Below are 25586 nucleotides of genomic sequence, written 5' to 3'. Positions count from 1 at the left end.
AAATTATATACAGTAATTATATAGGTTATTGCCTCGATCCGTCAAATATAAGGATCGTGTGCCTACCCTTTATATATATTCGATTTAGGCAGAAAGATGCTCGTCTCATTAGCATTAATTTGAGCGACAAGTAATTATATCAATATACTTAATTGCCATCATTTGCTTGACGCATAAGCTTCGTTGCAAATATTTCTATATAATTACTTAAATGTCTATTAGTTTACTATTATGTTACAATCACTTTTTACCTCCCTATAGATCTAAAGGAATATGTTATATTTTAGATGAATGAGTATATTAGCCTATATTATCGTACTAATCTTAACCGATATTTAAATAAATGTTAAAAATATAATTCTTTAGTAGGGAGAATGAGATGAAGAAATTAATTATACCAACTTTCTGTTTTGCAGTGTTGTCTACAGTTGCTTTCGAAGAAAAAATATCTGCAGCTCCACTACATGCCGAACAGGCCAATATTGAAGACGTTATGTTTGTGCAGGTGAATTCCGGATCGCTCAATATGAGAAAAACCGGGGCGGAAGGTGCCAGCATAGTCGCAAAGCTCGCAAATGGCACACAGGTGACGGTGTATTCTGAATCCAAAGGCTGGGCAAAGATCAAAGCCAATGGAAAAGAGGGATATGTCAGTGCCAAGTATCTATCTGCAACGAAGGCAGGGACTTTAACGAAAACTGCAGTAACCATAAAAACGACAACAAAATATGTGAATGTGAGCACAGGTTCACTTAATATGCGAAAAAGCGGGAGTGATAGTGCCAGCATAGTCGCAAAGCTGACAAGGGGTACACAGGTGACGGTGTATTCTGAATCCAAAGGCTGGGCGAAGGTCAAGGCCAATGGAAAAGAAGGATATGTCAGTACCAAGTATCTATCGGCAACGAAGCCTGGAGCGGTAAAAAAAGCTGCGGTGACCGTTAAAACGACAACGAAATATGTGAATGTGAGCACAGGTCAACTTAATATGCGAAAAAGCGGGAGTGATAGTGCCAGCTTAGTAGCAAAGCTGACAAGAGGCACACAGGTAACGGTCTATTCGGAATCCAAAGGCTGGGCGAAAATCAAAGCCAATGGAAAGGATGGATATGTCAGCACGAAGTATCTATCGGCAACGAAGCCTGGAACAGTGACCAAAGCGGCAACGGTTAAAACGACAACGAAATATGTGAATGTGAGCACGGGATCACTCAATATGCGAAAAAGTGGAAAAGCTACCGCAAGCATAGTTGCCATCCTTTCAAAAGGGACGAAAGTGACGGTGTACTCGGAATCCAATGGCTGGGCGAAAATCAAAGCCAATGGAAAGGATGGATATGTCAACACCAAATATCTGTCTGCTTCTAAGCCGGGATCGGGATCAACGGCAGCCACGCCTGTAAAAACGACGACGAAATATGTAAACGTGAGCGCGGGATCACTCAATATGCGAAAAAGCGGAAAAGCTACCGCAAGCATAGTAGCCATCCTTTCAAAAGGAACGAAAGTGACGGTGTATTCGGAATCCAATGGCTGGGCGAAAGTCAAAGCCAATGGAAAGGATGGATATGTCAGCACGAAATATCTTTCTGCTACAAAGCCAGGAACGGGTTCAACGGCAGTCACGCCTGAAAAAACGACGACGAAATATGTAAACGTGAGCTCTGGAACGCTCAATATGAGAAAAAGCGGATCGGAAAGCGCGAGCGTGGTCGCAAAGCTGTCAAAAGGAACGAAAGTGACGGTCTATTCGGAATCCAAAGGCTGGGCGAAGATCAAAGCCAATGGAAAAGACGGCCATGTCAGTACCAAATATCTATCGACAACAAAACCAGGAACGGGTTCAACGGCAGTCACGCCTGAAAAAACGACGACGAAATATGTAAACATAAGCTCTGGAACGCTCAATATGAGAAAAAGCGGGTCGGAAAGCGCAAGCATAGTCGCAAAGCTGTCAAAAGGAACGGAAGTGACGGTTTATTCGGAATCCAAAGGTTGGGCGAAAATCAAGGCAAATGGGCAGGATGGGTATGTCAGTACTGACTATCTCTCGACGACAAAGCCTGGAACGGACTCCAAACCATCCATACCTGAAAAAACGACAACCAAATATGTAAACGTCAGCTCGGGTTCACTGAATATGCGGAATAAGCCGTCGGATAGTGCTTCCGTCATCGTGAAATTGGCAAGGGGTGTAGAGGTAGAAGTCATCTCGGAATCAAATGGCTGGTCAAAAGTTAAAGCGTATGGCGGAGAAGGTTATGTCAGCACGAAATATCTATCAGCAACGAAGCCAGGTTCTGTACCGGGGCTGAATCCAGATGGAGAAGCAAACACATTAGTTAAATATGTAAATGTAAGTGATGGCTCGAGTCTGAATATGCGGTCTGCAGCATCGGCTTCCGCTTCAATTATAGCCAAGCTTGTAAATAATACGGCCGTAACGGTGTATTCAGAGTCTAATGGCTGGTCAAGGGTCACAGCCAATGGAAAAACCGGATATGTCAGTACGCAATATTTAACGGCCAAAGCACCGGAAGGTCCGGGAAGTTCGAATGGATCGATAATCAGGATCGATAAGGAATATAATCTTACGATGGAAAAGATGGTTGAAATTCAAATGGCCGTTAATGGTCAAACGGATAAAAAGTATAAAACCTACATACGTGAAGATGGAGTAACTTTGATCAATTCAACAAAAGGTACCGTTAATGGAACCGGATGGCGTATCAGGGGCGGAGCGGGTTCTAATTATTGGGCAGTCGGTCCTGTTAGCAATAATCAATCATTGACTATTAAATCAAAAGTAAAGGGCTCTGACGGATACTATTGGTATGAGGTGGACTATAACAAGACATGGGTAAATGCCAGCCCGGAAGATATAGAATATAATCTTAACCCAAATAATTTCGTGAATGATCCAGTCCATTCATTCCAGTTCGTCAAGCTTTCCCAAGTCACCAACATGAACGTTTCAGAAGTGAATAATAGAATCCTTTCTGGCAAAGGGATATTACAAGGCCAAGCAGCAACGTTCACTGCGGCAGGGGAAAAATACGGAGTCAATGAAATCTACCTGATTTCACATGCTTTGCTGGAGACCGGGAATGGCACTTCACCATTAGCGACTGGCGTAAAGGTGAACGGGAAAACGGTCTATAATATGTATGGAGTCGGGGCGTTTGACGGAACGGCGCTAAGCAGCGGCGCTCAATACGCCTATAATGCGGGCTGGTTCACACCGGAAGCGGCCATCATAGGCGGTGCTGAATTCATCGCCAAAGGATATATCTCTGCTGGACAGGACACGCTTTATAAAATGAGATGGAATCCTACAGCTGCAGAGAAATATGGATATGCATCACACCAGTATGCGACTGATATTGGCTGGGCAACAAAACAAGTGAAACAGATTTATAATTTATATAGTTTATTAGATTCGTATAAATTGACGATTGAGGTTCCTAAGTATAAATAAGGAAACAAAAAAACACATGAGTCCGGCTCATGTGTTTTTTTTTTGGCTACTCAGTTTTATCCTTTTCCAGTATCCCCTTGACGACATCCTCGATCGTCACCACTCCCAACGCCTTTTCCAAGGCAAGTTCAGCAACGGAAAAGATGGGTTCTATTGTATCTTGTATATTTCTTCCAACAGTGCATGCTGGATTAGGATTTTCATGAATTCCAAATAATTCTTTATCGGAGACAACATTGACAGCGTGATAAACATCGAGCAAAGTGATATCCGACAATTCCTTGGCCAATGTCGCTCCGGCGATACCCGGCCGAACATTCACTAAACCTGCATTCTTCAGCATGCCAGTGATTTTTCTGATTAAAGCTGGGTTGGTGTTTACACTTTTTGCAATAAAATCGGAAGTGTTAACGCCTTCCTTGTTTATTTCTAAAAGAGATAATATATGGATTCCTACGGAAAAGCGGGTACTGATGGACATCTCTTTTTTCTCTCCTTTAAAATCTCTATTCCTTTATAGTATAAATTATTTAACATGTAATTCAAGTGGTTACAAGTTATAATGGCCTGCAAGAATAATATTTATCCAATAACCGTTTCCTTGTCAAGTCACGCCGTTGCCGCAAAGGCAAAAATAAAAGGTATGTGTAATTGACAAACAAGCATGGTGAAACTTATATTATAACGTGTAAATGAATTAGTTACAGGTGAAAGGTTACAGGAAAGGGGGAACTGAAATCGGCCGCCATGGCTGGATAAGGAATATGACACAATTACAAGTGATGGAGGTATATGATGGCTAATAAAAAAAAGGGTAATCAAAAACAATCTTCTGCATTCACGTTTTGGATCATCGGGTTAATCGCTGTAATCATTATTGGCTTTATATTTTTAGCAAATGGGAAAAAAGACGAAGATACAGCCGTTAATGAAATCGATTATAAATCACAACCTTATTTGGGAGAAAAAGCGGCTCCTGTCCAAATAGTGGAATTTGGGGACTATAAATGTCCAGTCTGTAAGACATTCGAGAAACAATTCTTTCCTTCTATACAAAGTGAATTGATTGATACAGGAAAAGCGCAATTTTATTTCATGAATTATTCGTTCATTAACGTCGATTCAACCAGATCCGCTAAATTCGCGGAAAGTGTTTATCAGGAATTAGGCAATAAGACCTTTTGGGAATTTCATGAGCTTTTGTTCGATAAGCAGCCAGCTGACCTGAAATATGAAAAGGAAGATGTCTTTACGGATAAATTCTTAGAAGAAACATTGAAAGAAATCGCAAATGACAAAGATGTGAAAAAAGTCGTTACCTCTTTTAAAGCCAAAAAGTCCGAGGACCAATGGAACAAGGATATGGAGTTGGCCGACGAATTGGGCGTTACTGGAACACCTTCCTTATTTGTCAATGGCAAGAAGTTTGAAGGAAATACAATCGATGATTTAGTGAAAATGGTTGATGATGCAGCGAAGGAGAAATAGTGATGAACAAGCCATTATTACTTTCTTGGATCCTGTCCATCATCGCCACTGCCGGAAGTCTCTACTTTAGTGAGATTCTCCATTATGTACCCTGCACCTTTTGTTGGTACCAAAGGATCCTGATGTACCCGCTCGTCATCTTATTGGGACGGGCCTTTTATGAACAGGACCTGAAAATCTATCGATACATCCTCCCATTATCGATTTTGGGCATGGCGGTGTCAGGATATCACTATAGTCTGCAAAAAATTCCAGCACTACAGCATTTCGAAATGTGCCAAAGCGGTGTCCCCTGCTCAGGTGAGTATATAAATTGGCTAGGATTCATCACGATTCCGTTTTTGTCCTTCATCGCCTTTACGCTCATCACAATCTGCATGGCACTGCTAATGAAAAAGAAAATCAGCATATAATGAAGCGCACCATTCTAAAAGGAATGGTGCGTTTTTATTTATCGACGAAACTGCGGGTATATCAGCGAAAATCGGATTATATCGACGAAAAACAGCAATATATTAGCGAAAACTGGATTATATCAAAGAAACTCCTGATATATCAACGAAATTTGGATTATATCGACGAAACTGCGGATATATCAGTGAAATCTGCAATATATCTCCGAAACACCTCTTGACAAAATGTTAACCTGTAACTTATATTATTACATGTAAGTAATTTGGTTACAATTAATATTTCAAAAACAATATATAGGAGGAATGTAAAATGAAAATTGGTATTATTGGTGCGAGCGGAAAAGCTGGAAGTCTGATTTTAAAGGAAGCATTGACTAGGGGACATGAAGTTACGGCCATTGTCAGGGATGAAGCTAGAGTCCAAATTCAAGGAGCTTCCGTATTGGAAAAAGACGTATTTGATATGAAAGCAGAAGATATTAAAGAATTCGATGTTGTAGTGAATGCATTTGGCGCTGCTCCGGGGAAAGAACATCTGCATGTAGACGCAGGAAAAATCTTGATTAAAGCAATGAAAGGCGCTCCACAAACGAAACTGATTGTTGTTGGCGGAGCTGGAAGCCTTTTTGTTGACGAAGCAAAAACGATCCGTGTCCTGGATACTCCTGAGTTTCCTAAAGAATACTTTGCAACAGCGTTTAATCAATCCAAGAACCTTGGAGATCTGCAAAACGCCACTGACATACAATGGACGTTCATCAGTCCTTCCGCCTTCTTTGATCCGCAAGGAAATAGAACAGGCGGATATAAACTAGGTAAAGACAATCTGCTTGTAAACTCAAAGGGCGAAAGCTATGTAAGTTATGCCGATTTTGCCCTTGCAGTACTTGATGAAATTGAAAATCCGCAGCATATCAACCAGCGCTTTACCGTTGTTGCCGAAGCTGAATAATTTAGTGGCGTCTCCCCTCTGGGGTGACGTCTTTTTTTACGAAAGAAACTTCTGAATCTGCGCAGGTTCGCCAAGGAAGCCGTTGATGTATTTTTCATCGCTAATGAGGATCAAAGAGCTGACGGTGGGAACCGATAGGGAAGAAGCCGAGCGGAAATTGAAGAAGGTGAGATGGTCAATAAATGATAAGTCTTTAGATCTATGAGCTGTAAGTAAGAGAAATAAGTCCTTTTCCTTAAAAATTGGGAAAGACCTTAAATATTTTGGTTGCGTTTACAAATGAAGGAATTTTTTTGTTAATATATTTACAAAAAACGAGTCTATGTTACTATGTAAAGGATGATTCAGAAAAATTTGGGGTATTTTGTTGATTTATCCTATTATGAAGGAGTTACAAAGAATGAAAAAAGTTAAAAAGGCCATTATACCTGCAGCGGGATTGGGAACCAGATTCTTGCCCGCAACGAAGGCTATGCCTAAAGAAATGCTGCCAATAGTCGATAAACCAACTATACAATATATTATAGAAGAAGCCGTGAAAGCCGGAATTGAAGATATAATCATTGTCACAGGAAAGAATAAACGAGCGATAGAGGATCATTTTGATAATGCGTACGAACTGGAGAATAACCTGATTGAAAAAGGGAAGTTCGATTTATTGGAGAAGGTGAGATACCCATCCAATTTGGCTAATATCCATTACATTAGGCAAAAAGAACCGAGAGGCCTCGGACATGCTGTTTGGTGTGCACGTAACTTTATTGGTGATGAGCCATTTGCCGTCCTTTTAGGCGATGATATCGTAGAAAGCGATGTGCCCTCCCTTCGTCAATTGATCAACGAATATGATGCGACAGGTTCGTCCATCATTGGTGTACAGCCGGTGAATGAGAGCGAAACACATAGATATGGCATCATCGACCCGCTTACGCAAGAGGGCAGGAGATACGAAGTGAACCGTTTCGTCGAAAAACCAAAACAAGGAACGGCCCCATCCAACTTAGCCATCATGGGAAGATACATACTGACTCCGGAAATATTCGATTTCCTGGCCAAGCAGGAAACGGGGGCTGGCGGTGAAATCCAGTTAACGGATGCCATTCAAAAACTGAATGAAATCCAAAGTGTCTTCGCTTACGATTTTGAAGGAAAACGCTATGATGTCGGAGTTGTCGATGGCTTTGTGAAAACGACAATTGAATTTGCCCTGCAACGTCCCGATTTAAGAGACGACATTTTAAAAGTAATGGAAAATATCCTCGAAATGCACAAGGCAGTGGATAAGTGATCTTTTAAATTAATAGAGTAATTAGTTTAGAAAAAATCTCCAACTATTGATCATTCATAGTTGTTATTTTTGGTTACTGAAATGCAAACATAATTTTGAATGGTGAATATAAATCCATAAAAGGGGATGCCTATTTAGTGAATAAGAAGGTAATAAAGTAAATAATGAATGTCAGCAATGATTTGAAGAGGATCATTATCCACCTTGGCCAGGTTCGCCCCCTTCCAAGTCGGGGCATATAAAAATATTTTCCTTAGCATCACTGATTTTCAAACCCAGGGTCCTTAAGTAATCCTTATACTCCCCCGGATTCGTATTCAGCGTCAAATCGATCCTCGGATATCCTTCTTCTATTATTTCACCTTTATACAATCCACTTAACTTATAGCTATGTGTAAATATGTTGGTAGTGTGGGCATTAGGGCTAAAAGTGAAATCTGCACTCAAGAAGTTCCTGACAACGTTTTGAGAGACCGAAGGGTTACCGGATATATCAAAGCCCATATTCTTAAGGGGCGTTCCATGCCAGGTATTGATGTAAATCTGATCGCTTTTAGGGATGAAGAAAGACTGGCATGTGGAATTATTGATTAAATACTCACTTGTCGCCAGCCACTTAAGTCAAATCGGTGAAAAATGTAACTTATTAATTAAGGTGCACCATTTTCTGTATACAATCGATTTGATAAACTGGTAAGCGTGTCTGAGGGAACAATGGAATTAAACCGAAAGAATCTATTGGAGTATGCAGACTTCGATAAATTTGATTATGTAATGAATTCCATCAACCCTGATAAAATCCTTCAAATCGAGTCAAATGAGCCCGAAGGTAGCGAAAATGATGAAAAGGCGATGATCACAGAAAACTTCAAAGCGAGGGCGATTTTAAGGGATGTCAAGGATAATCCTGTTTGGAATACCCTTCCGGGAATTTCGAATGCCGCTCAATTTCCATTGGAAGAACGATTTGAAGGTGCTGAAATCGTGATTTCGAGGAAAACCTATGCTGATCAAAAGACTTTTTATAAATTCAGTCATGACAATCAAATAATTGGCTGGATTAGTGAAGAAGCTGTGGAGCTGCTGCCAGACAGCATCATTTATGAAAAAGAAGTGGATAAAATAGCAAGGTTAGTAAGACCTCGATCGAACTATATTTGGTCCTTGCCGTATAAGGTTGAAGAAACGTACAAAGTTTCCGGCAGTCATGATTTTAAAGGGATCATTGTAAAAGTCGATAGGGAAGCAAAAACCCAGCATTCGATTTATAGCAGAATATCAGTAAAAGACAAGATCATAGGCTGGATAGATAAATTCTGCTTTATCCGTGCTTGAACATTGTACAATCAATGAAGACATGGGCTATAATGACAAGAAAATATATAATATCGAGAAACTATAAAAACAATAAAAAGTTCATCGATAAAATTGAGAATAGAACGCTGAAGGAAATAAACACTGGTAATCAGAAGTACGGTAAAATAACTAACCCGGAAGATCATACAATCTGGACGAAGGCATATCCGAACTACAAGGCTAAAAGAGTGAGCAAGGCAATCGATTTTGAAGGACAAATCGTCAGAATCATCAAGTATAATAGAACCAACAAAGGCGGCTATTACCTTTTCGAAATCGATAATAAGAAAATAGGCTGGTTAAATACGGGGGCATTCGAAATCATAGAAGAGCCAATCCTGTTAAAAGAACGGGAAGTGCGCGGCACTGCCGAAATTAACTTAGGCGATTATCATATATGGGATAAGCCTTATGGGCTGCAAGATGCCATGGTCTTGGAAAATGGGCCAACCTTTAATGGCCGGATCGTGGAATTTGATAAAGAAGCGGTCACTCAACTTGGTACGTATGCCCATATATCATTGGACGGGATATCTATTGGCTGGATCGATAAACAGGCGTTAATCGTACAAGAGGTCCATGGGTTGGAAGTGAATGATCAATTCGTTCCATATCCTGATAAAAGTGATTTTAACTTTGTCAATATGGGAAGGTTATCTCCTGAAAAAGGGCAAGATAACTTGATTCGTGCATTCGCAGGCTTTCATGAGAAAAACAAAAATAGCAAACTGTATATTTTAGGACAAGGACCTTTAAAGGAAGATTTGCAGGCAATCATTGATGAGCTGGACTTAAATCATTCCATTCATCTTTTGGGGCAGCTTGAAAATCCATTTTCGTTCATGGAAAAATGTGACTGCTTCGTTCTTTCCTCACATTATGAAGGCCAGCCCATGGTATTATTGGAGGCAATGACCTTAGGAATGAAAATCATGGCTACTGATATAGTGGCTAACCGGACCGTTTTGGAAAACGGTAAATATGGTTTACTTGTCGAAAATAGCATAGATGGACTGGAAAAGGGCTTATCTACCATGGTTAGTGAAGATAATCCTAAACTAGCGAAGTTTGATTACACCCAATATAATGGATTGGCCATGGAAACCTTCAATAAATGCTTATAAAACGAGGGAGGTTCTTATAATTGGACCTCCCACTAATGACATGTATGGGTTGCGAGATTTAATGATTCATTCAAGCTTAAAGTAAAAGGGGTAATACTATATGATTTTGGTCGTTGGCGGTGCAGGATATATTGGAAGTCATCTTGTAAAAGAGTTAGTGAAAACTGAAGAGGTTGTCATCCTGGATAATCTCTCAACTGGATTTCGTTCGCTGGTTGATTCAAACGCCACCTTGGTGGAAGGGAATTTAGGGGACGAAGCGGTCTTGAATGAAATTTTCCTTAAGTATCCGATTAAAGCGGTCATGCACTTTGCCGCTAATAGCTTGGTCGGGGAGTCTGTTCAAGATCCTTATAAATACTATGATAATAATGTAGGTGCAACCCTTACATTATTGAATACCATGCTCAAGCATGATGTTAAGAATTTCATTTTTTCATCAACGGCAGCTACGTACGGGATACCAAATGTGGATATGATTGATGAAGATCAGCCAACCAATCCGATTAACCCATATGGCCGCTCGAAATTGATGGTGGAACAGATCTTGGGGGACTTTGCAAAGGCATATGGACTTCATTATGTCGTCTTGCGTTACTTCAATGCGGCCGGAGCACATGCGTCAGCAGAAATCGGTGAAAGCCATGATCCGGAAACACACCTGATTCCAATCATTTTACAGCATTTATTAGGTCAACGTGAGAAGATTTCCGTGTTTGGTACGGACTATGACACAGAAGATGGCACATGCATTCGCGATTATATCCATGTAACGGATTTAGCCCAAGCACATATAATCGCGCTTCAAGCCCTATTATCCGGGAAGAAGGATACGGCCACCTACAACCTTGGGAATGGAAAAGGATTTTCGGTTAAGGATGTAATCGACACTTGCGAAAAAGTCACGGGAGTGAAACCGACCATAGAGTATGCAGACCGTCGCCCTGGAGATCCAGCCCGCCTGGTTGCTTCAGCCAATAAGATATATGAAGAACTCGGTTGGAAAGCATCGATAGATTTGGAAGAAATCATTGAAAGTGCGTGGAAATGGCATAAATCTCAAATGAATTAATGCTCCCATGATTTCAAACTGCAGGCAAACTCGAAGAAAACGGGTTTGCCTGCAGTTTTTTTATTAAAAAAACGTTCCAGTTGATTGGAACGTAATGTACGAGACTCCTGCGGAAAGCTCGTTCTGGAGTGGAAATCAACGATCAAGTTTACTCCCCCCAAAAAAAAATCCAGCTGTTTTCAGAAACCAGCTCCCTTTTCCGCCGACTGTCCGCAAAGCCCCAAGCGCCTGCTGTGACGGGTCGTGGCTAGCGAGTCATTTGGCAGTTTTCATTCTAAGCTTGAAGAGCTTTCCGGATTGATTTTTTCAGGGCTTTTACAAAATTTTGACGTGTTTCTTCGGGTATTTCCAACAGGGAAAGGTACGGATTTAAATCTTCCAGCTCTACTAATAAAAGTTCACCTTGCTCCTTCCGACAGGCATCTACTCGTTGGATGCCCCAATCAAGATTGTTCCAATCAATAAATCGTTTCGCAAAAACCAGGTCTGCTTCAGTAGGGACATATTCTTTTAATTCCCATCTTTTCTCTTTATCAGGCGCATAAAGGGCGTACTGAAATTCTTTATCGATAAAATAAAAAGAGACTTCATACTCAAAGTTGATAAATGGCTGTACCAATGTGTTCTTTGATTTTGCATCCATTTTATCTCCCAATTCTTCTTTCGCGGCAAATTCCAAACCGATGGAATCCGCGCCATCTTTCGGCTTCACTATATACGTTTCCACATTGGGAAGTTTATGTAAAGATTCAAGTGCATCGATGGTCGGAATGACAGGGAATTGGGCATTCGTCAGTTCAATTAAGTACTCCTTCCCGTTCATATCAGCCTTTCCAACAAATGAGTTGTATGTTTTCAAATGACCAGCAGCCACTCTATTACGGAATGCTAGATACTTATCTTTAAAATTGGCTACTGGACCGGCATTTCGAAAGACGATCAAGTCAAAATCCTTTTCAAACGTTTCAATGTCTTCAGGATGGCAAAGTACTAACTGAAAATCCTCCCTAAGCTTCGAGGTAAGGTACAAATCCTCCTCATAATAATTTCTTCCTTTTGCTTCATAGTATAAATCCGTTACGAATAATAGTGTCTGCATGACTCCTGCACCCGCTTTCCCGATATTTTCATTGTTTGGTTTACATACAAAAAATCCCGTCTCATTAAGAGACGAGATTTGAACTCGCGGTACCACTCTTGTTTAATGACAAACGCACATGAATGCGTTGTCCCATTTAACGGGGGGAACCGGTAAAGCTTACTGAAGCTTCGGCTTTACTTCTCGGGGATGATCTTCGGTCAGATTCTGGACACTGGCTTTCAGCAAAGCACCAGTTCTCTTTGGAACAGAATGATAACGTACTCCTTCCCTTCAAGGAATTTTACATTTGATGAATTTGAGTAATTGTATAATAGTCAGAAAATAAAATCAATGGTTGTTTCACTTACTATAGGACGAAAAAGGAATATGGATAGAGATATAGAATTACTATTCAAGAGAAGCACCATTCATTAATAGGAGATGTTAGATTTGAAAACGGTAAGGGTTTTTCATTACGATGCGTTCAGCAGTAAACCGAATAAAGGAAATCCGGCAGGTGTGGTTTTAGATGCAGATGGACTGACCGAAATGGAAATGCAGGAGATAGCGATGAAGGTGGGTTTCAATGAAACCTCTTTTCCGATGGAATCCGATATTGCCGATCTTAGAATCCGTTATTTTACACCAAGAAACGAAATGAATCTTTGCGGACATGCGACAATGGCTACCATCCATGCACTGAAGACCAGGGGATTATTGGATAAAGATGAGTTGATGATTGAAACAGGAGCGGGAATATTGCCAATCAACATCCATACGTCGGCGGGGCCTGATATATATATTACGATGAAGCAGGCCGCGCCGCAGTTTGAAGCGTTTAACGGAGATGAAGGTGGCTTAGCCAGTTCCCTCGGCCTTGATATAGAAGAACTGGAAAGTGAATTACCTATTGTTTATGGAAGTACAGGTTTATGGACTTTACTGGTTCCGGTAAAAGAAAGAAGTTCATTTAAAAGGATGAAGGCCAACAATAGCCTGTTTCCGCAATTATTAAAGGAAATGCCAAGAGCTTCCGTTCATCCCTTTTGCCTGGAGACGTACGATAGTGATGCTCATATGCATGCTCGGCATTTTTCCTCGCCCTATTCAGGTACGCTTGAAGACCCGGTTACAGGAACGGCATCAGGTGTGATGGGCGCTTATTATGCAAAATACATAAAGGGTGATCTTGAAGATGAGGTGCATCTGTTAATCGAACAGGGGCATGAAATCGGAAAGGATGGCAGAGTTCGCGTTACAGCTACCAAGAACGATGGCACATACGATATTGAAATCACCGGGAATGCTGTCTACGTTAAAGAATTTGAAGTGGAAGTCTAAAGGTTCATACTGTGAAAAAGTATATGGAAAAAACCCTGTGCTAAGACGTTACGTGTCTTGGCACAGGGTTCTTGTAAATCAGTAACACGTTCATGCAAATGATTGAGGTGGTTGCGACAATCGCTGTCCTTTAGATGAGGGTCACGCCGCTAAGATCAACCTTTGCTCCATGTAAAAAGTTGTAAGTGAGTTTATCCATTGAAGCTCCAGTAAAGTCAATTTTCTTTAAATCGGACATCCGAAATTGAACATTGATGAGGGTGGTATCGCGGAATGATGCCTTTCTCAATGAAGAGCCTTCGAAAATGGTTTGTTTGAAAGTTTCCCCATCGAATATAAGACCAGATAAATTACAGCTTTTAAAATGGGTTTTATTATAAATGCTGTTCTTGAAAGTTACGCCTTTTAAATTGGCATTTTTAAATAAGGTGCCAGTTAAATTGGCATTTTCGAAGATGCAATGATCTAAGTTACTGTTTTTAAATGTGCTGTTCGTCAGGTCGGAATGGCTGAAGTCAGAACGGCTTAAATCGCAGGAATTGAACTTCCCATCATGGACCGAAACCGAGCGGAAGTCGGAATCCAATAAGCGATGCCTGGAATAGTCCATGCTTATCGCCTGCTCAAGCACATTGTATTGTAGGTTGAGGGATTCCATGAGCTCTGATACCTCCCCAATCGAATCAACAGTCAGCTTAAATGCTTCCTGTTCACTGGCACCATTCCTTCTATGGTCATCGTATTTTTCCAGTAAGTTTTGCAGCAGTTCTTCTTCCAATTCCTTTGCTGTTTTTGCACTTTTGTACGGGGCAAAAATGCTATGAACATGTGCATTCAGTTTTTCAATCACATTTCATCTTCCCTTCTTAGAGAAGGCACTCAAGTATTCGCTTGGCCTGCTCCCAGTCATTTTTATTTTGGATATATGTGTTTTCCCCGATTGGGGTGATTTTGTAATATTTCCTTCTTCCGCCTTGTGTGGCGTCTCCCCAATAAGAGATGATGCATCCATCCTTTTCCAGCCGTTTTAGGCTGGAGTACATCGTCGCTTCCTTGATTTCATATTGCTCGTTGGAATTCGTATATATTAATTTGCTGATTTCATAACCATATTTATCGCCACTTTGCAGGAGTTTCAGAATCATCGTATCTACATGTCCGCGAAGCAAGTCAGAGGATAGTTGTCGTTGAACCAAATCCTCACCTCCTTTGGTATATCTTATAGCATATTACTATGACAGTCAAGGTAGTTTGGTTACTATGGATCATGCAGGTTTGGAGGGTTTATGATAAGAAACATGCCAATTTTCGCGAATCACTGCATCACATACTTTTTAATTGTACTAATTTGCCACATATAATATCCGCTTGGAAGGGATTTACCATGTTTCATGGAAGAAGTATATAAGGGGGTAAGGATGTTGAATAATTCGTGGAATAAAGTGATTTATAAATTTTGGTCGCCGGTTTATGACAAAATCTTCAACGCTCATCTCTTTTTAGATGCCAGGAAAAGAATGTTTGAAGAGCTGGATTTTCATGATCATGCAAAGGTCCTGTTTGTGGGCGTAGGTACGGGGGCCGATTTGGAGCTGATCAAAAACCTTGACCTTGAGATAACGGCAATAGACCTGTCGGCGGATATGCTAAAAAAAGCGATGGGGAAATTTGATGATGCATCGATCAGTTTCCTCGAGATGGATGCACAGCATATGGAATTCGCTAATGAATCGTTTGACTATGTAGTGGGAAGTTTGGTTCTTTCCGTCGTACCTGATGCCAATGAATGTCTTCGGGAAATGATCAGGGTTGTAAAAGGCGAGGGGAAAATAATACTATTCGATAAGTTTATCTCTAAAGATGAACGGCTTTCAGTTCCCAAAAGGCTGCTGAGGCCGATCATTCGAATTTTAGGAACGGATATTGGCTTGAGGTTTGAAGACCTGTTCAGTGGACATGGGGGTATTATGGAAATTAAAGAAGATCGACCGATCATGCTGAATGGAATGTATAGAAGGATAATCATCAGTAAACAGTTGTGAGGACATCAGGATACCACATAGAGCTGAGTGTTGTTTTTTGGAAGCTAAACCCTGTAAGGAGGCATGTAATATTTGACATGCATGTATAAACCCATGTCTTCCCTAACATGGTTAATGAGCTGATGCGGCTGTTACAGAGGCACCGGGCGAAATCAGTATAATTAAATGGTGGTATACAATGAAAGAGGTGATGGTTTTGTCGGAGACGATTACAACCTATGAAGATCTGTTGAACATGCTGGACTCATTATTGCGTGAACCAACTGGATTCTGGGATGGCTTTTATGAAGACCGCTCAAAAGGGGTTCCCTTTTTCGAAAATTTCCCTGATGAAAATTTGGTTTCATATTTTGATGGTGGGCTAATTGGGCCAGGAAAGGTTCTTGAGCTTGGATGCGGACCTGGCAGAAATGCCATTTACCTTGCTCAAAAGGGCTGTTCCGTTGATGCGGTGGACCTTTCGAAGGAAGCCCTTGAATGGGGAAAAGAACGGGCAGCAGACAAAAATGTCCAAGTGAACTTCATTCAAAGGAATATATTTGATTTGGATATTGCAAAAGGGCAATATGACTTCGTATATGATTCAGGTTGTTTTCACCATATTGCTCCACATCGAAGGATCAATTATTTGGAGATGGTGAAAAAGGCGTTAAGGCCTAAGGGGTTGTATTCGATCACTTGTTTTGTCGAAGGCGGCATATTGGGTGGTGCCGATATTTCAGATTGGGAAGTATATAGGCAAAGAAGCCTTAATGGCGGTTTAGGTTTTACTGAAGAAAAACTCAGAATGATCTTCAAGGCATTCGAAGTGGTGGAAATACGGAAAATGAGGAAAATGGAACAATCGGATGAAACTTTTGGGGTGCAAGGTTTATGGACGGCTTTATTTATGAAATGAGAAGGCGAAATGGTTTTAAACCGAAGGATTTGGGGTTAGGTCCTTTTTTGCGTGGAAGTTGTTAACAAAAATAATAAAATGGTAAACCATAACAACGCTATAAAGTTTTGGGAATGGGGATTTGACAGAATGATAGATGAAGGCTTTTGCTGATCTTTTTTTAAAAAACATGGTTTCAAAAACAGCTGGGAAGGTATATGGGAAGAGGGGGCCATCAGGAATCAGAGAGCCTAAGGTTTTAAGTATGGAAGAGGTTGTCTTCGATGCTTGCTTTGTTGATAAATTGGATTTATCGATTGCTTTTGATAAAAACTAAATAGGAGGAGTTTATGCACGTAAATAAAGAATTATATTCCTTTTTATTGGGTGTGGCAGCACAATTGACTGAGGATTGGTACGCATCATTGAATAAAAGTGATAGTTCGGGTGTATATTGCTCAAACGATCCCAAAGTGGTTAAAAAACTTAAGCAGCAAAATAATGAATTCCATTTACGTTTCTTTCAGGTCTTTGATACAGAGGAGAGGGAATTCTTTAAGCAGCTTGGTGATTGGATTGAAGAGATCGGTCAGGATGAGCATCATTTAAACACACCCATCTATTTTATATTGAGGGAGTTTTTCCGAACGCAAGAGCAATACCTGGATTATATTGACCGGTTTGTGAAATTGCATGGAGATCAATATACACAGGAGGAAATAAACTCCTGGTATCGGATAGTGGTGAAGGTGTTCAGTGAAGTGATGGAGAGGTTTACGGAAGCGAATCATAGGTATGCCAATAAAATCATGAAAGCCCAACAGGCAACGATTGATGAATTGAGCACACCCATCATTTCCCTTAAAGATAACACGGCATTGCTTCCCCTGATAGGCGATATTGACACGACGAGGGGCATGTCCTTGCTTGAAAACACCTTACAAAAGTGCGCTGAAAAAAATGTCACCAGACTTTTCATTGACCTATCTGGCGTTCATGCAATAGATAGCGGATCCGCACACCAGCTGTCTCAATTGATTGAATCCTTGCATTTGATCGGAATTCAAACAACCCTTTCAGGATTTCGGCCGGAAATAGCCATGACTGCCGTTAAGCTTCAACTGCCTTTTGATAAAGTGACGATAAAGTCCACTCTTGCCCAAGCGATCAGTACGATAAAATAATACATACATATCCAGGGCACGGGCATGTTCGTTATAAATTTCATCGAGAAGACCTCCATATGGTGGTCTTCTCGTATGTATTAGCATTCAAAATAGCAAAAGCCGGAACGACTATTCAATATTGGCAAAGATGGCCAGATCTTCTTTATTGCCAACCACTAAAAGCATATCTTTTTCATGGATATCCTGATCCGGTGACGGTGCTATGATGATTTCCCCATTACTCACGATGGCAATGACGCTGATATTATATTTTGCCCGTAAATCAAGCTCCCTGAGGCTTTTTCCCTTCATGCTCATGGGGAGGATGATTTCCTCGATATTGTATTCTTTAGAAAGCTCTATGTAGTTCAGCATGTTAGGGGAAAGGAGCTGGTTCGCGACCCGTTCCCCCATATCCCTCTCAGGATAGATGACCCAGTCGGCACCGACTTTTGTGAGCACCTGACCGTGATTTTTATTAAGTGCTTTGGCAATGACCTTTTTGATCCCAAGCTCTTTTAAAAGCAAGGTAGTCAAAATGCTCGATTGCATGTCATTTCCGATGGCTACGATGACACAATCGAAATTACGGATTCCGATTGCTTTCAATGTCTCTTCTTCGGTCGTATCCGCCATGACTGCATGGGTGACGTTCAGTTCCGCATTCTCGACTCTTTCCTCGTTCACATCAATACCCAAAACCTCTTGGCCTGCCGTATATAATCTATGGGCCACACTTGTTCCAAATCTGCCTAAACCTATCACGGCGTATTGTCGTTTTCCCATCTATTACACTCCTTCATTCATTATTAACCAATCATGATTTTCCCTTTTGGACGTCGGAACGGATCTGGCTTGCGCCTCATGGCGATAGCAAAGGCAAAAGTCAAAGGACCAACACGGCCTGCAAACATCGTGAAAATGATGAGCATCCGGCCGACCGGTGATAATTCCGGGGTCAAACCCATTGAAAGTCCCACGGTGGCGAAAGCTGAAGTGGCTTCGAACAAAATCATCAAAAAGTCAGTTCCGCTTTCAGTGATGGTCAGCAGAATGGAGATGATGGAAACCACGAATACACCAATGAATGTGACGGATAATGCCTTGAAAATCGTTTCACTCACGATGCGGTGGCGGAACAAGACCACATCACCTTTACCTTTGATCTGTGACCAAACCGTTCCGACAATCGTCGCAAATGTCGTCGTTTTAATCCCGCCGCCGGTCGATCCGGGTGATGCCCCAACGAACATCAAGAAAATGATGAGCAGTAATGCAGGCTGAGTTAAATCAGGGATATTCAGCGTGTTGGAGCCTGCCGTCCGTGGTGATACCGATTGAAATAAGGACGACAGCATTTTACCCATGAAAGATAAAGGCTGCAATGTCTTGGCATTGCCGGACTCGAATAAAAAGATTAAAATCGCGCCGGCAATCGTAAGGGTCAAGCTAGTCGTCAGAACGATCTTCGTATGTACGGACAAACGATTTGTATTCCGATATTCGTATAGTTCATTCATCACGATAAAGCCTATCCCGCCAAACGTGATGAGGAAGGCAACGGTAAGGGTTACGAATGGATCCGAAACATAAGGGGTCAAACTCCTGAATTCCCCCATTAAATCAAAGCCGGCATTATTGAAATTGGAGATGGAATGAAAAGCACCGTAATAGATCGCCTTGCCGGTTGGCATATCAAAAGAAAAGCGAATCGATAAGATAAGGGTACCCATGCCCTCAATAATGGCCGTAAAAATTAAAAGCCGTTTCACTAATCTGACTACACCCGCCATGGATAGATTATTTAACGACTCCTGCAGAACTAACCTGCCTTTTAAAGAAATCTTTTTGCCTATTAATAAAAAGAAAAACGTCGCAAATGTCATGAACCCTAAGCCGCCTACCTGAATCAGTGTTAAGATGACCAACTCACCAAAAGTGGTGAAGGTCGATCCCGTATCCACTACGACCAGCCCTGTTACACATGTAGCGGAAGTCGAGGTGAATAAAGCATCCAGAAAAGAAAGACCATGGCCATTTTCTGTGGAAACCGGCAGGGTCAATAAATAGGCCCCCAAAAGTATCAGGATGGCAAAGCCGAGTACAAGTATTTTTGGCGGATCCAATTTTGTCATTCTCAAATGATCATCCCTACTGTATGACTTTTAATCATCAATCTGCTTTTCGAATCTTTTTAAAAGCATAATAAAAAGACCTGCGAAAACATCGAATAGCTGTATTGCCACAAAAAGCGTGCAAAAAAGGCTCCCGAAATAGGCGGTCTTATGACCTCCTTCGCTTTAGCCGACGAAGTTAGCTGACGGGTAGGATGGCGAAAGAGCTGATCTCATCCCTTCTGCAAGGCAGAATTAACCCCAAATGATTGGGTCCTCCGTACTCATTTCCCATGAGTTTTGGCCGAATTGCATTAAATTGATAAGCGTATTCTACTCCCATCATTTAGCAGTTGTAAACCCCTAAATCGTAAAAAAATATTTCTTTAACAAAACTGAAAATTTACGTTTTATTTACATTTAGAAAACGTATTGACAAATATTAGTTAGCACATTATGATAGGTTCGATTAATCCAATTATGATAACCGGCATCGATGTACTTTATTCAATAATTTCAAGCAGAACAGGCTATTGCCAATCAAAATTTGTAATAGATATATTATGTTTCTTTTGTAAAAGATAAAGGAAAAAGCAGTACATTATTAGTTAAATTCAATACATTTTATTAAAAAGGCGGGCAATTATGGAGAAGACGTTCAATAGATATGTTATTAATGCTACAGGCAAGGGTGGCCAAACATATTTAACACAATGCCAGGATAAAGATGCACTAAGGAAATGGATAGCCGATCATGAGGATCAAATCATCATGAATGAATTAAGGATAACGGATAAGAAAAAGAATCCGTTTTTAAAATTGTTTTCCCCAAGGTAAATCAACTGATTCCAACATTCATAGCGGTATTCAATTATTGTAATTCCCTGTGTTCTATCCAGGAACGCTGAGCGAAAATCCATATCTTGTTTTGCTTTTAAACTCATTTATTTTGAATGAGTTTTTTTGTGTTATTTACATAATTCAACCATTAATGTTAAAATTTAGTAATGTTGAAGGTGGACGTAAAGAAGAGAAAAATAAAATGAAATGACCACTTTCCGAGAGCAGCCGAGGATAGTTGGGGATGTATGGTGGCATATTGGGGGCATCGCAAATTGGTCTCGTTCCTTGGGGACGGGGTTTTTTATTGTAAAGTCAAAGGGAGAAGCGATGACATTAAAAAATGCATTAGTATCCTGGAAATACCCTTCCATTCTTTTGTGCGGAATAGGTATCTCCAACTTTGGTTCCTGGGTGTATTTCATTGCCCTTAATTTAATCGATCTGGATATGACTGGTTCAGCCTTGGCGGTATCTGGACTTTATATCGTTAAACCGCTGGCTGCCATATTTACGAATGTGTGGGCAGGGAGCGTGATCGACCGGATAAATAAGCGGAACCTGATGGCGGCACTTGACCTATTTCGCACGGTATTCATAGTCTTGCTGCCATTCACTTCTTCTATTTGGGTCATGTATTTCCTTGTCTTCGTGATCAATATGGCAGGGGCCATGTTCGGAACGACATCTAGGTCCTATATAACAAAATTAATACCAATTGAACAGAGGAAACGATTTAATTCATTACGAAGCTTAATGGATTCTGGAGCTTTTTTGATTGGACCGGCGCTAGCGGGTATCCTTTTCTTGATCGGTACGCCCGTTTTAGCGATTTATATTAATGCGGCTGCCTTATTGTTATCCGGCATCATCACTCTATTCATGCCTAATCTTGAAAAGGGTCAGCGCCTTGAACAATCCAATCATTACCTGTCTTGGACCCTCATGAAAAAGGATTGGGGCATCGTCCTGGACTTCAGCAGGAAATCTTCCTATATCATGCTCATTTATTTCCTATTCAGCTGCATGGTTGTGATGGAAACAGCCATCGATTCCCAAGAAGCTGCGTTTGCCAAGGCCGTGCTCCTTTTGTCGGACAGCGATTACGGATTCCTTGTAAGCGTCGCCGGGGCAGGCATCATTGCTGGTGCCATAGTCAATGCCGTATTCATCAGTAAAGTGAAAATCTCGCACATGATTGGTCTTGGATCTTTATTTGTCTCGATAGGTTATATGATCTTTGCCCTTTCGAATGCCTTTTCACTGGCCGCCATCGGATTTTTCATCATTGCCTTTTCATTGGCTTTTGCCAACACCGGCTTTCAAACCTTTTATCAAAATAATATTCCGGTGGAAATTATGGGCAGGGTCGGAAGTATTTTTGGCTTGTTAGAATCTTTATTGATCATCATTACTACCGCAATCGTTGGTGTTTCAGCCCATTTCATTTCGATTCGGTTCGTGGTGATTTCAGGTTCCTTGATCATGTTCGCTTTATCCTTATGGTTGTCGATGCTTAGTATGAAGACCTCCAAGAGCAGGTATTATTCAGTTGGTGATGTAGAGATAGAAGCGAAGGAAAAGATGTAATCGGATTTAAAGGCATGTTGATGGTACATGCCTTTAATGAATCGTTCATTGGATGAATGTGCGCAAATGGCTGATGAAGTTCAAGATTTGAAAATGGATTTTCGCCATTTCTTCCGCCGTTTGTTCTTCACAGTTCTCCAGCCACTCAGTAATCACTCCTAAAATCGCCGATGTCAGGAAGGCGTGCATATACATGCGGAATGCTTCATCTTTAGCTGCTGGATGCAGGCTGATCAAACGCTCCAACAGTACTTCACCGAAAACCCTTTTTATTTTTTTCGCAAAAGAAGGGTCGCCCTGATCACCAAGAATGGCCCTTAATGCGTGAGCATGTTCACTGATGAATTGAAAAATCGCTATGAAAGGCGGGTAAAGTTGCTGTTGATGAAGGGCCAAAAAAGCCTCTTTCGGCAAAATGGCAGTAATGCGTGTTTGAAGTTCATGTAACAATTCCTGCTGTAAGTGATCCATCAATTCATATTTATCTGTGTAGTGCAAATAGAATGTGCCCCGATTAATATTGGCGCGCTCTGCAATTTTCTTAACTGATACATGTGAGAACCCCTCTGCTTCAATGAGTGCAATAAAATGATGTTGTATCTGCTTTTTCGTCTTTTGTACCATATCCTCATGAATCGATGCCATGGAATGTCTCCTTCACTGAACATTTTTCCAAATGTGTTGATTGTATTAGACCGAATGCTACCTTAGAATGATGATACACTCAACACCGTGTTAATTAAAGAGGGAGGATGTGTGTGCAATGAAATTTGCGATTTCCATTGATGGAATTGCTAAGGGTTTTCAGCAGAAGAAGGTCATTCAGCCAATGAGCCTGAATATTGAAAAAAGCGGAATTTTTGGCTTGTTAGGTCCATCCGGATGCGGAAAGACGACCTTGATTAAAATGATTGTCGGATTGATTAAGCCCGATGCGGGTAAAGTCACGGTTCTGGATCATGAAGTGCCAAATGAAGCACTGTTAATGGATGTTGGCTATATGGCACAGTCCGATGCTTTATATACAGAACTGACGGGAGCTGAAAACCTCGAATTTTTTGCGAAGCTATACCGTTTTTCGAAAAAGGAACGAAGGGAACGCATCCAATATGCAGCTGAAATCGTACAGCTGACGAATGATTTGAACGTTCGGGTTGCCCATTATTCAGGGGGGATGAAACGCCGTCTTTCACTTGCGGTTGCACTCATCCAAAATCCGGATATTCTCATATTGGATGAACCGACAGTAGGAATAGACCCTTTGCTGAAACAATCGATTTGGGAGGAACTTGAGCGTTTAAGGAATGAAGATGATAAGACGATCATCATCACGACGCATGTGATGGATGAAGCGGAGCGATGCGATAAACTGGCGATGCTGCGTGAAGGTGAAATCATCGCGGCAGGAACCCCTGCAGCTTTAAAAACTCAATTTGCCGCGGAAACGCTTGATGATGTTTTTTTAAGGATTGGAGGCGGCCTAAAATGAGAATTGCCTCTCTTGTAACTCGCATTACCCAGCAGATGCGCCGGGATCGAAGGACGCTCGCTTTATTTTTCCTGGCTCCATTGCTCATCTTAACGCTCATGTATTTTATTTTCGATACAGAGGCGAGTGCTTTGAAAATCGTTGTTACAGGCAGTGATGAAACGATCGTTAAAGCATTGAAAAAAGCGGATTTTCAAGTGACGGATGCTGAGGAATTCTCACAGGAAAAGATGATTGAAAAGGATACGGATGGCTGGCTGCATGTTGAAAATGGCAAAATGGAACTCACACTTTTGAACGACGAACCGACCCGGGCAAAGGCCGTTCAAATGCAGATGATGCAGGGCTTGCAAGGGAATGAAAAAATCACTCCTTCAATTGAGGAGCAATATGTTTACGGAGATGCCAACACAAAGGGGTTTGATACCTTCAGTCCGATGCTCGTCAGCTTTTTCGTATTCTTCTTTGTATTTTTAATAGCGGGAATTGCACTTTTGAAGGAGCGTACAAGTGGTACGTTGGAACGGCTGCTTGCCACCCCGATTAAAAGATACGAAATCGTAGCGGGCTATGTGATCGGATATGGCTTATTTGCTCTAATTCAAACCATAATTGTCGTACTATATGCGGTCAATGTATTGGATATCGTCCTTGTTGGCTCCATTTGGCTCGTTTTACTGACGAATATACTGGTCGCGCTCGTTGCATTATCGCTTGGTACATTACTATCGAGTTTCGCGACATCCGAATTCCAAATGGTGCAATTCATTCCGTTGGTCATCGTGCCGCAAGTCTTCTTTACAGGGATTTTCCCATTGGATGGCATGTCAGACTGGCTCCAAAAAATCGGCAAGGTCATGCCTCTCTATTACGCATCGGATGCCATGAATGGCATTATGTACAAAGGTTTCACGTTCAATGAGGTCTTACTGGATCTGCTCATTCTCCTGGCCTTTGCCATCGTTTTTATCACCATCAATATCATTAGCTTAAAAAAATACCGTGCACTATGAAATTAATAACTTACAAAAGAAGCCGGATTCCCGTACATGGGGAACCGGCTTTTTGTTTACTGTAAGAATGCCGAATTATCCTTCCCATCGGTTGATTTATTCGAAAAGGCGTCCCCTCGACGGTTTTCTACCGACAGGTTTATGCAGTTTGTTGACGGACTGTTAAAGTTGTCCTAGGATATAAGGATATGCAATGATTTGAAAATAAATAGAAGGGGGGGAGTTATATGTCTCTAAAATCGGTCATGCTTTCCCTTTTGCTGTCGCAAGCATTGTTTTTGTGCGGTTTGCCTTTATTCCTTCAGCTTCTACTCTATTTGAATCCTTTAGTGATCATGGTTGTCTGGTTTTGTATCCTTCTTTTCGTTTCGTTTGCGGTTCTTTATTTTCGAGGTGAAACGGTCAGGGTTCCGCGTCTTTTGTGGCAGGCAGTATTGTTTGGCTACAGTTTATCATTAATGGTTTTGCTGTTCTTTCGGCCAGAAGGGCAGGTATATTCATATAATTTGATTCCTTTTTCTACGATTCTTTCCTATTTATCGAACGAAACGAACGGGTTTGTGTCATTTTATAACCTTAGCGCCAATGTGGGACTGTTCATTCCATTCGGTCTGTATTTGTTGTCCAGGGAAGGGCAAGAGCTCTCCGCTAAAAGGAAATTCATTTATCCATTACTTTCGATTTCGGGCATCGAAATCTGTCAGTTTGTTTTTCGGCGTGGAAGTTTGGATGTCGATGACCTCACCTTGAATATGATTGGTGTTTACATAGGGTACCTTCTGTATCCTTTGTTCAAGAAAGTCGTGGTGCTCTCTGGAAAAGTTAAAGGATGAAAGGCAGTATCAATATATTTAAAGAAAGG

27 protein-coding genes, 1 riboswitch and 1 other annotated feature are annotated in these 25586 nt (G+C 41.2%); of the genes, 18 read left to right on the top strand and 9 right to left on the bottom strand.

Translation table 11 applies throughout. The features are described 5' to 3' along the window. The first annotated feature begins 379 nt into the window (after window positions 1-379). Window positions 380-3478, top strand: a complete 3099-nt coding sequence (locus tag J7I96_RS19685; RefSeq protein ID WP_214925165.1) for an SH3 domain-containing protein — start codon at window positions 380-382, stop codon at window positions 3476-3478. A 46-nt stretch (window positions 3479-3524) separates the two neighbouring features. On the opposite strand, the gene J7I96_RS19680 is transcribed toward J7I96_RS19685, so the two are convergent. After that, window positions 3525-3959 carry an Rrf2 family transcriptional regulator gene (locus J7I96_RS19680; RefSeq protein WP_048690112.1) on the bottom strand — a complete coding sequence of 145 codons (435 nt, stop codon included), beginning with the start codon at window positions 3957-3959 and terminating at the stop codon, window positions 3525-3527. 314 nt (window positions 3960-4273) lie between these two features. Between J7I96_RS19680 and J7I96_RS19675 the strand changes: the two genes are divergently transcribed. The 4 genes from J7I96_RS19675 to galU all read left to right on the top strand — a co-directional run bounded on the left by J7I96_RS19675 (window position 4274) and on the right by galU (window position 7619). After that, a complete protein-coding gene (locus J7I96_RS19675) occupies window positions 4274-4966 on the top strand; it encodes a DsbA family protein (RefSeq protein ID WP_214770386.1) in 693 nt (230 codons plus the stop codon). Between the two features lie 2 nt (window positions 4967-4968). Beyond that, window positions 4969-5379: a disulfide oxidoreductase gene (locus tag J7I96_RS19670; protein ID WP_214770385.1), complete on the top strand. Its 411-nt coding sequence runs from the start codon at window positions 4969-4971 to the stop codon at window positions 5377-5379. A 310-nt stretch (window positions 5380-5689) separates the two neighbouring features. Continuing rightward, a complete protein-coding gene (locus J7I96_RS19665; RefSeq protein ID WP_214770383.1) occupies window positions 5690-6331 on the top strand; it encodes an NAD(P)-dependent oxidoreductase in 642 nt (213 codons plus the stop codon). A gap of 400 nt (window positions 6332-6731) precedes the next feature. Further along, window positions 6732-7619 carry a UTP--glucose-1-phosphate uridylyltransferase GalU gene (gene galU / locus J7I96_RS19660; RefSeq protein WP_048690103.1) on the top strand — a complete coding sequence of 296 codons (888 nt, stop codon included), beginning with the start codon at window positions 6732-6734 and terminating at the stop codon, window positions 7617-7619. A gap of 195 nt (window positions 7620-7814) precedes the next feature. Here the strand turns inward: galU and J7I96_RS19655 are convergent, their stop codons facing one another. Beyond that, complete coding sequence (locus tag J7I96_RS19655) at window positions 7815-8180, bottom strand: CDP-glycerol glycerophosphotransferase family protein (RefSeq protein WP_311315246.1); 366 nt, start codon at window positions 8178-8180, stop codon at window positions 7815-7817. Between the two features lie 153 nt (window positions 8181-8333). Here J7I96_RS19655 and J7I96_RS19650 point away from each other — a divergent pair, with 153 nt between their 5' ends. From J7I96_RS19650 to galE, 3 genes are all read left to right on the top strand, one after another. Beyond that, the gene (locus J7I96_RS19650) at window positions 8334-8954 is read left to right on the top strand and encodes a GW domain-containing glycosaminoglycan-binding protein (RefSeq protein ID WP_214770381.1); all 621 of its coding nucleotides are present in this window, start codon (window positions 8334-8336) and stop codon (window positions 8952-8954) included. A 32-nt stretch (window positions 8955-8986) separates the two neighbouring features. Continuing rightward, entirely contained in the window at window positions 8987-10099 is a 1113-nt protein-coding gene (locus tag J7I96_RS19645) for a glycosyltransferase (protein WP_214770379.1), read from the top strand. Window positions 10100-10199: 100 nt separating this feature from the next. Continuing rightward, the gene (galE, locus tag J7I96_RS19640) at window positions 10200-11171 is read left to right on the top strand and encodes a UDP-glucose 4-epimerase GalE (protein ID WP_214770378.1); all 972 of its coding nucleotides are present in this window, start codon (window positions 10200-10202) and stop codon (window positions 11169-11171) included. Here galE and J7I96_RS19635 read toward each other — a convergent pair. Continuing rightward, window positions 11168-11317: a hypothetical protein gene (locus J7I96_RS19635; protein WP_214770375.1), complete on the bottom strand. Its 150-nt coding sequence runs from the start codon at window positions 11315-11317 to the stop codon at window positions 11168-11170. The two genes, galE and J7I96_RS19635, sit on opposite strands and share 4 nt — an antisense overlap. A gap of 128 nt (window positions 11318-11445) precedes the next feature. Then, window positions 11446-12270, bottom strand: coding sequence for an ATP-grasp domain-containing protein (locus tag J7I96_RS19630; protein WP_214770484.1), 825 nt, complete (start codon window positions 12268-12270; stop codon window positions 11446-11448). 64 nt (window positions 12271-12334) lie between these two features. Continuing rightward, window positions 12335-12556 (bottom strand) — a binding site (T-box leader). 146 nt (window positions 12557-12702) lie between these two features. Here J7I96_RS19630 and J7I96_RS19625 point away from each other — a divergent pair. Continuing rightward, window positions 12703-13593 (top strand): PhzF family phenazine biosynthesis protein, encoded by an 891-nt coding sequence (locus J7I96_RS19625; RefSeq protein ID WP_214770372.1) that lies wholly within the window; start codon window positions 12703-12705, stop codon window positions 13591-13593. Window positions 13594-13723: 130 nt separating this feature from the next. On the opposite strand, the gene J7I96_RS19620 is transcribed toward J7I96_RS19625, so the two are convergent. Both J7I96_RS19620 and J7I96_RS19615 read right to left on the bottom strand, forming a co-directional pair. Next, window positions 13724-14443: a pentapeptide repeat-containing protein gene (locus tag J7I96_RS19620; RefSeq protein WP_214770369.1), complete on the bottom strand. Its 720-nt coding sequence runs from the start codon at window positions 14441-14443 to the stop codon at window positions 13724-13726. Between the two features lie 16 nt (window positions 14444-14459). Next, the gene (locus tag J7I96_RS19615; protein ID WP_396020121.1) at window positions 14460-14738 is read right to left on the bottom strand and encodes a PadR family transcriptional regulator; all 279 of its coding nucleotides are present in this window, start codon (window positions 14736-14738) and stop codon (window positions 14460-14462) included. Window positions 14739-15014: 276 nt separating this feature from the next. Here J7I96_RS19615 and J7I96_RS19610 point away from each other — a divergent pair, with 276 nt between their 5' ends. The 4 genes from J7I96_RS19610 (at window position 15015) to J7I96_RS19595 (ending at window position 17696) form a co-directional block, all read left to right on the top strand. Further along, the gene (locus J7I96_RS19610; RefSeq protein WP_214770366.1) at window positions 15015-15635 is read left to right on the top strand and encodes a class I SAM-dependent methyltransferase; all 621 of its coding nucleotides are present in this window, start codon (window positions 15015-15017) and stop codon (window positions 15633-15635) included. A 196-nt stretch (window positions 15636-15831) separates the two neighbouring features. Continuing rightward, window positions 15832-16533 carry a class I SAM-dependent methyltransferase gene (locus tag J7I96_RS19605; protein WP_214770481.1) on the top strand — a complete coding sequence of 234 codons (702 nt, stop codon included), beginning with the start codon at window positions 15832-15834 and terminating at the stop codon, window positions 16531-16533. Between the two features lie 136 nt (window positions 16534-16669). Beyond that, window positions 16670-16849, top strand: coding sequence for a hypothetical protein (locus tag J7I96_RS19600; RefSeq protein WP_214770364.1), 180 nt, complete (start codon window positions 16670-16672; stop codon window positions 16847-16849). Window positions 16850-16862: 13 nt separating this feature from the next. Beyond that, window positions 16863-17696, top strand: a complete 834-nt coding sequence (locus J7I96_RS19595) for an STAS domain-containing protein (RefSeq protein WP_214770362.1) — start codon at window positions 16863-16865, stop codon at window positions 17694-17696. A gap of 111 nt (window positions 17697-17807) precedes the next feature. Here J7I96_RS19595 and J7I96_RS19590 read toward each other — a convergent pair whose 3' ends face one another. Both J7I96_RS19590 and J7I96_RS19585 read right to left on the bottom strand, forming a co-directional pair. After that, the gene (locus J7I96_RS19590) at window positions 17808-18464 is read right to left on the bottom strand and encodes a potassium channel family protein (protein WP_214770360.1); all 657 of its coding nucleotides are present in this window, start codon (window positions 18462-18464) and stop codon (window positions 17808-17810) included. Window positions 18465-18487: 23 nt separating this feature from the next. Next, window positions 18488-19813, bottom strand: coding sequence for a TrkH family potassium uptake protein (locus J7I96_RS19585; protein ID WP_214770358.1), 1326 nt, complete (start codon window positions 19811-19813; stop codon window positions 18488-18490). 152 nt (window positions 19814-19965) lie between these two features. Then, a riboswitch (cyclic di-AMP (ydaO/yuaA leader) is annotated at window positions 19966-20108 on the bottom strand. Between the two features lie 329 nt (window positions 20109-20437). Between J7I96_RS19585 and J7I96_RS19580 the strand changes: the two genes are divergently transcribed. Further along, window positions 20438-20629, top strand: a complete 192-nt coding sequence (locus J7I96_RS19580; protein WP_034310797.1) for a hypothetical protein — start codon at window positions 20438-20440, stop codon at window positions 20627-20629. A gap of 333 nt (window positions 20630-20962) precedes the next feature. After that, window positions 20963-22222, top strand: a complete 1260-nt coding sequence (locus J7I96_RS19575) for an MFS transporter (protein ID WP_214770478.1) — start codon at window positions 20963-20965, stop codon at window positions 22220-22222. A gap of 45 nt (window positions 22223-22267) precedes the next feature. On the opposite strand, the gene J7I96_RS19570 is transcribed toward J7I96_RS19575, so the two are convergent. Then, a complete protein-coding gene (locus J7I96_RS19570) occupies window positions 22268-22867 on the bottom strand; it encodes a TetR/AcrR family transcriptional regulator (protein ID WP_214770356.1) in 600 nt (199 codons plus the stop codon). Between the two features lie 118 nt (window positions 22868-22985). On the opposite strand from J7I96_RS19570, the gene J7I96_RS19565 reads away from it, so the two are divergent. The 3 genes from J7I96_RS19565 to J7I96_RS19555 all read left to right on the top strand — a co-directional run bounded on the left by J7I96_RS19565 (window position 22986) and on the right by J7I96_RS19555 (window position 25557). Next, entirely contained in the window at window positions 22986-23711 is a 726-nt protein-coding gene (locus tag J7I96_RS19565) for an ABC transporter ATP-binding protein (RefSeq protein WP_214770354.1), read from the top strand. Further along, window positions 23708-24724 carry an ABC transporter permease gene (locus tag J7I96_RS19560; RefSeq protein ID WP_214770352.1) on the top strand — a complete coding sequence of 339 codons (1017 nt, stop codon included), beginning with the start codon at window positions 23708-23710 and terminating at the stop codon, window positions 24722-24724. Before J7I96_RS19565 ends, J7I96_RS19560 begins: the two co-directional genes overlap by 4 nt. A 227-nt stretch (window positions 24725-24951) precedes the next feature. Next, a complete protein-coding gene (locus J7I96_RS19555; RefSeq protein WP_214770350.1) occupies window positions 24952-25557 on the top strand; it encodes a VanZ family protein in 606 nt (201 codons plus the stop codon). The last annotated feature ends 29 nt before the right edge of the window (window positions 25558-25586 follow it).

The sequence above is a fragment of the Bacillus sp. ISL-78 genome, assembly GCF_018613455.1.
Classification (GTDB): Bacteria; Bacillota; Bacilli; order Bacillales; family DSM-1321; genus Peribacillus; species Peribacillus frigoritolerans.
Note: the sequence above shows the minus strand (reverse complement) of the source record. Positions and strands in the feature narration are given on the sequence as shown.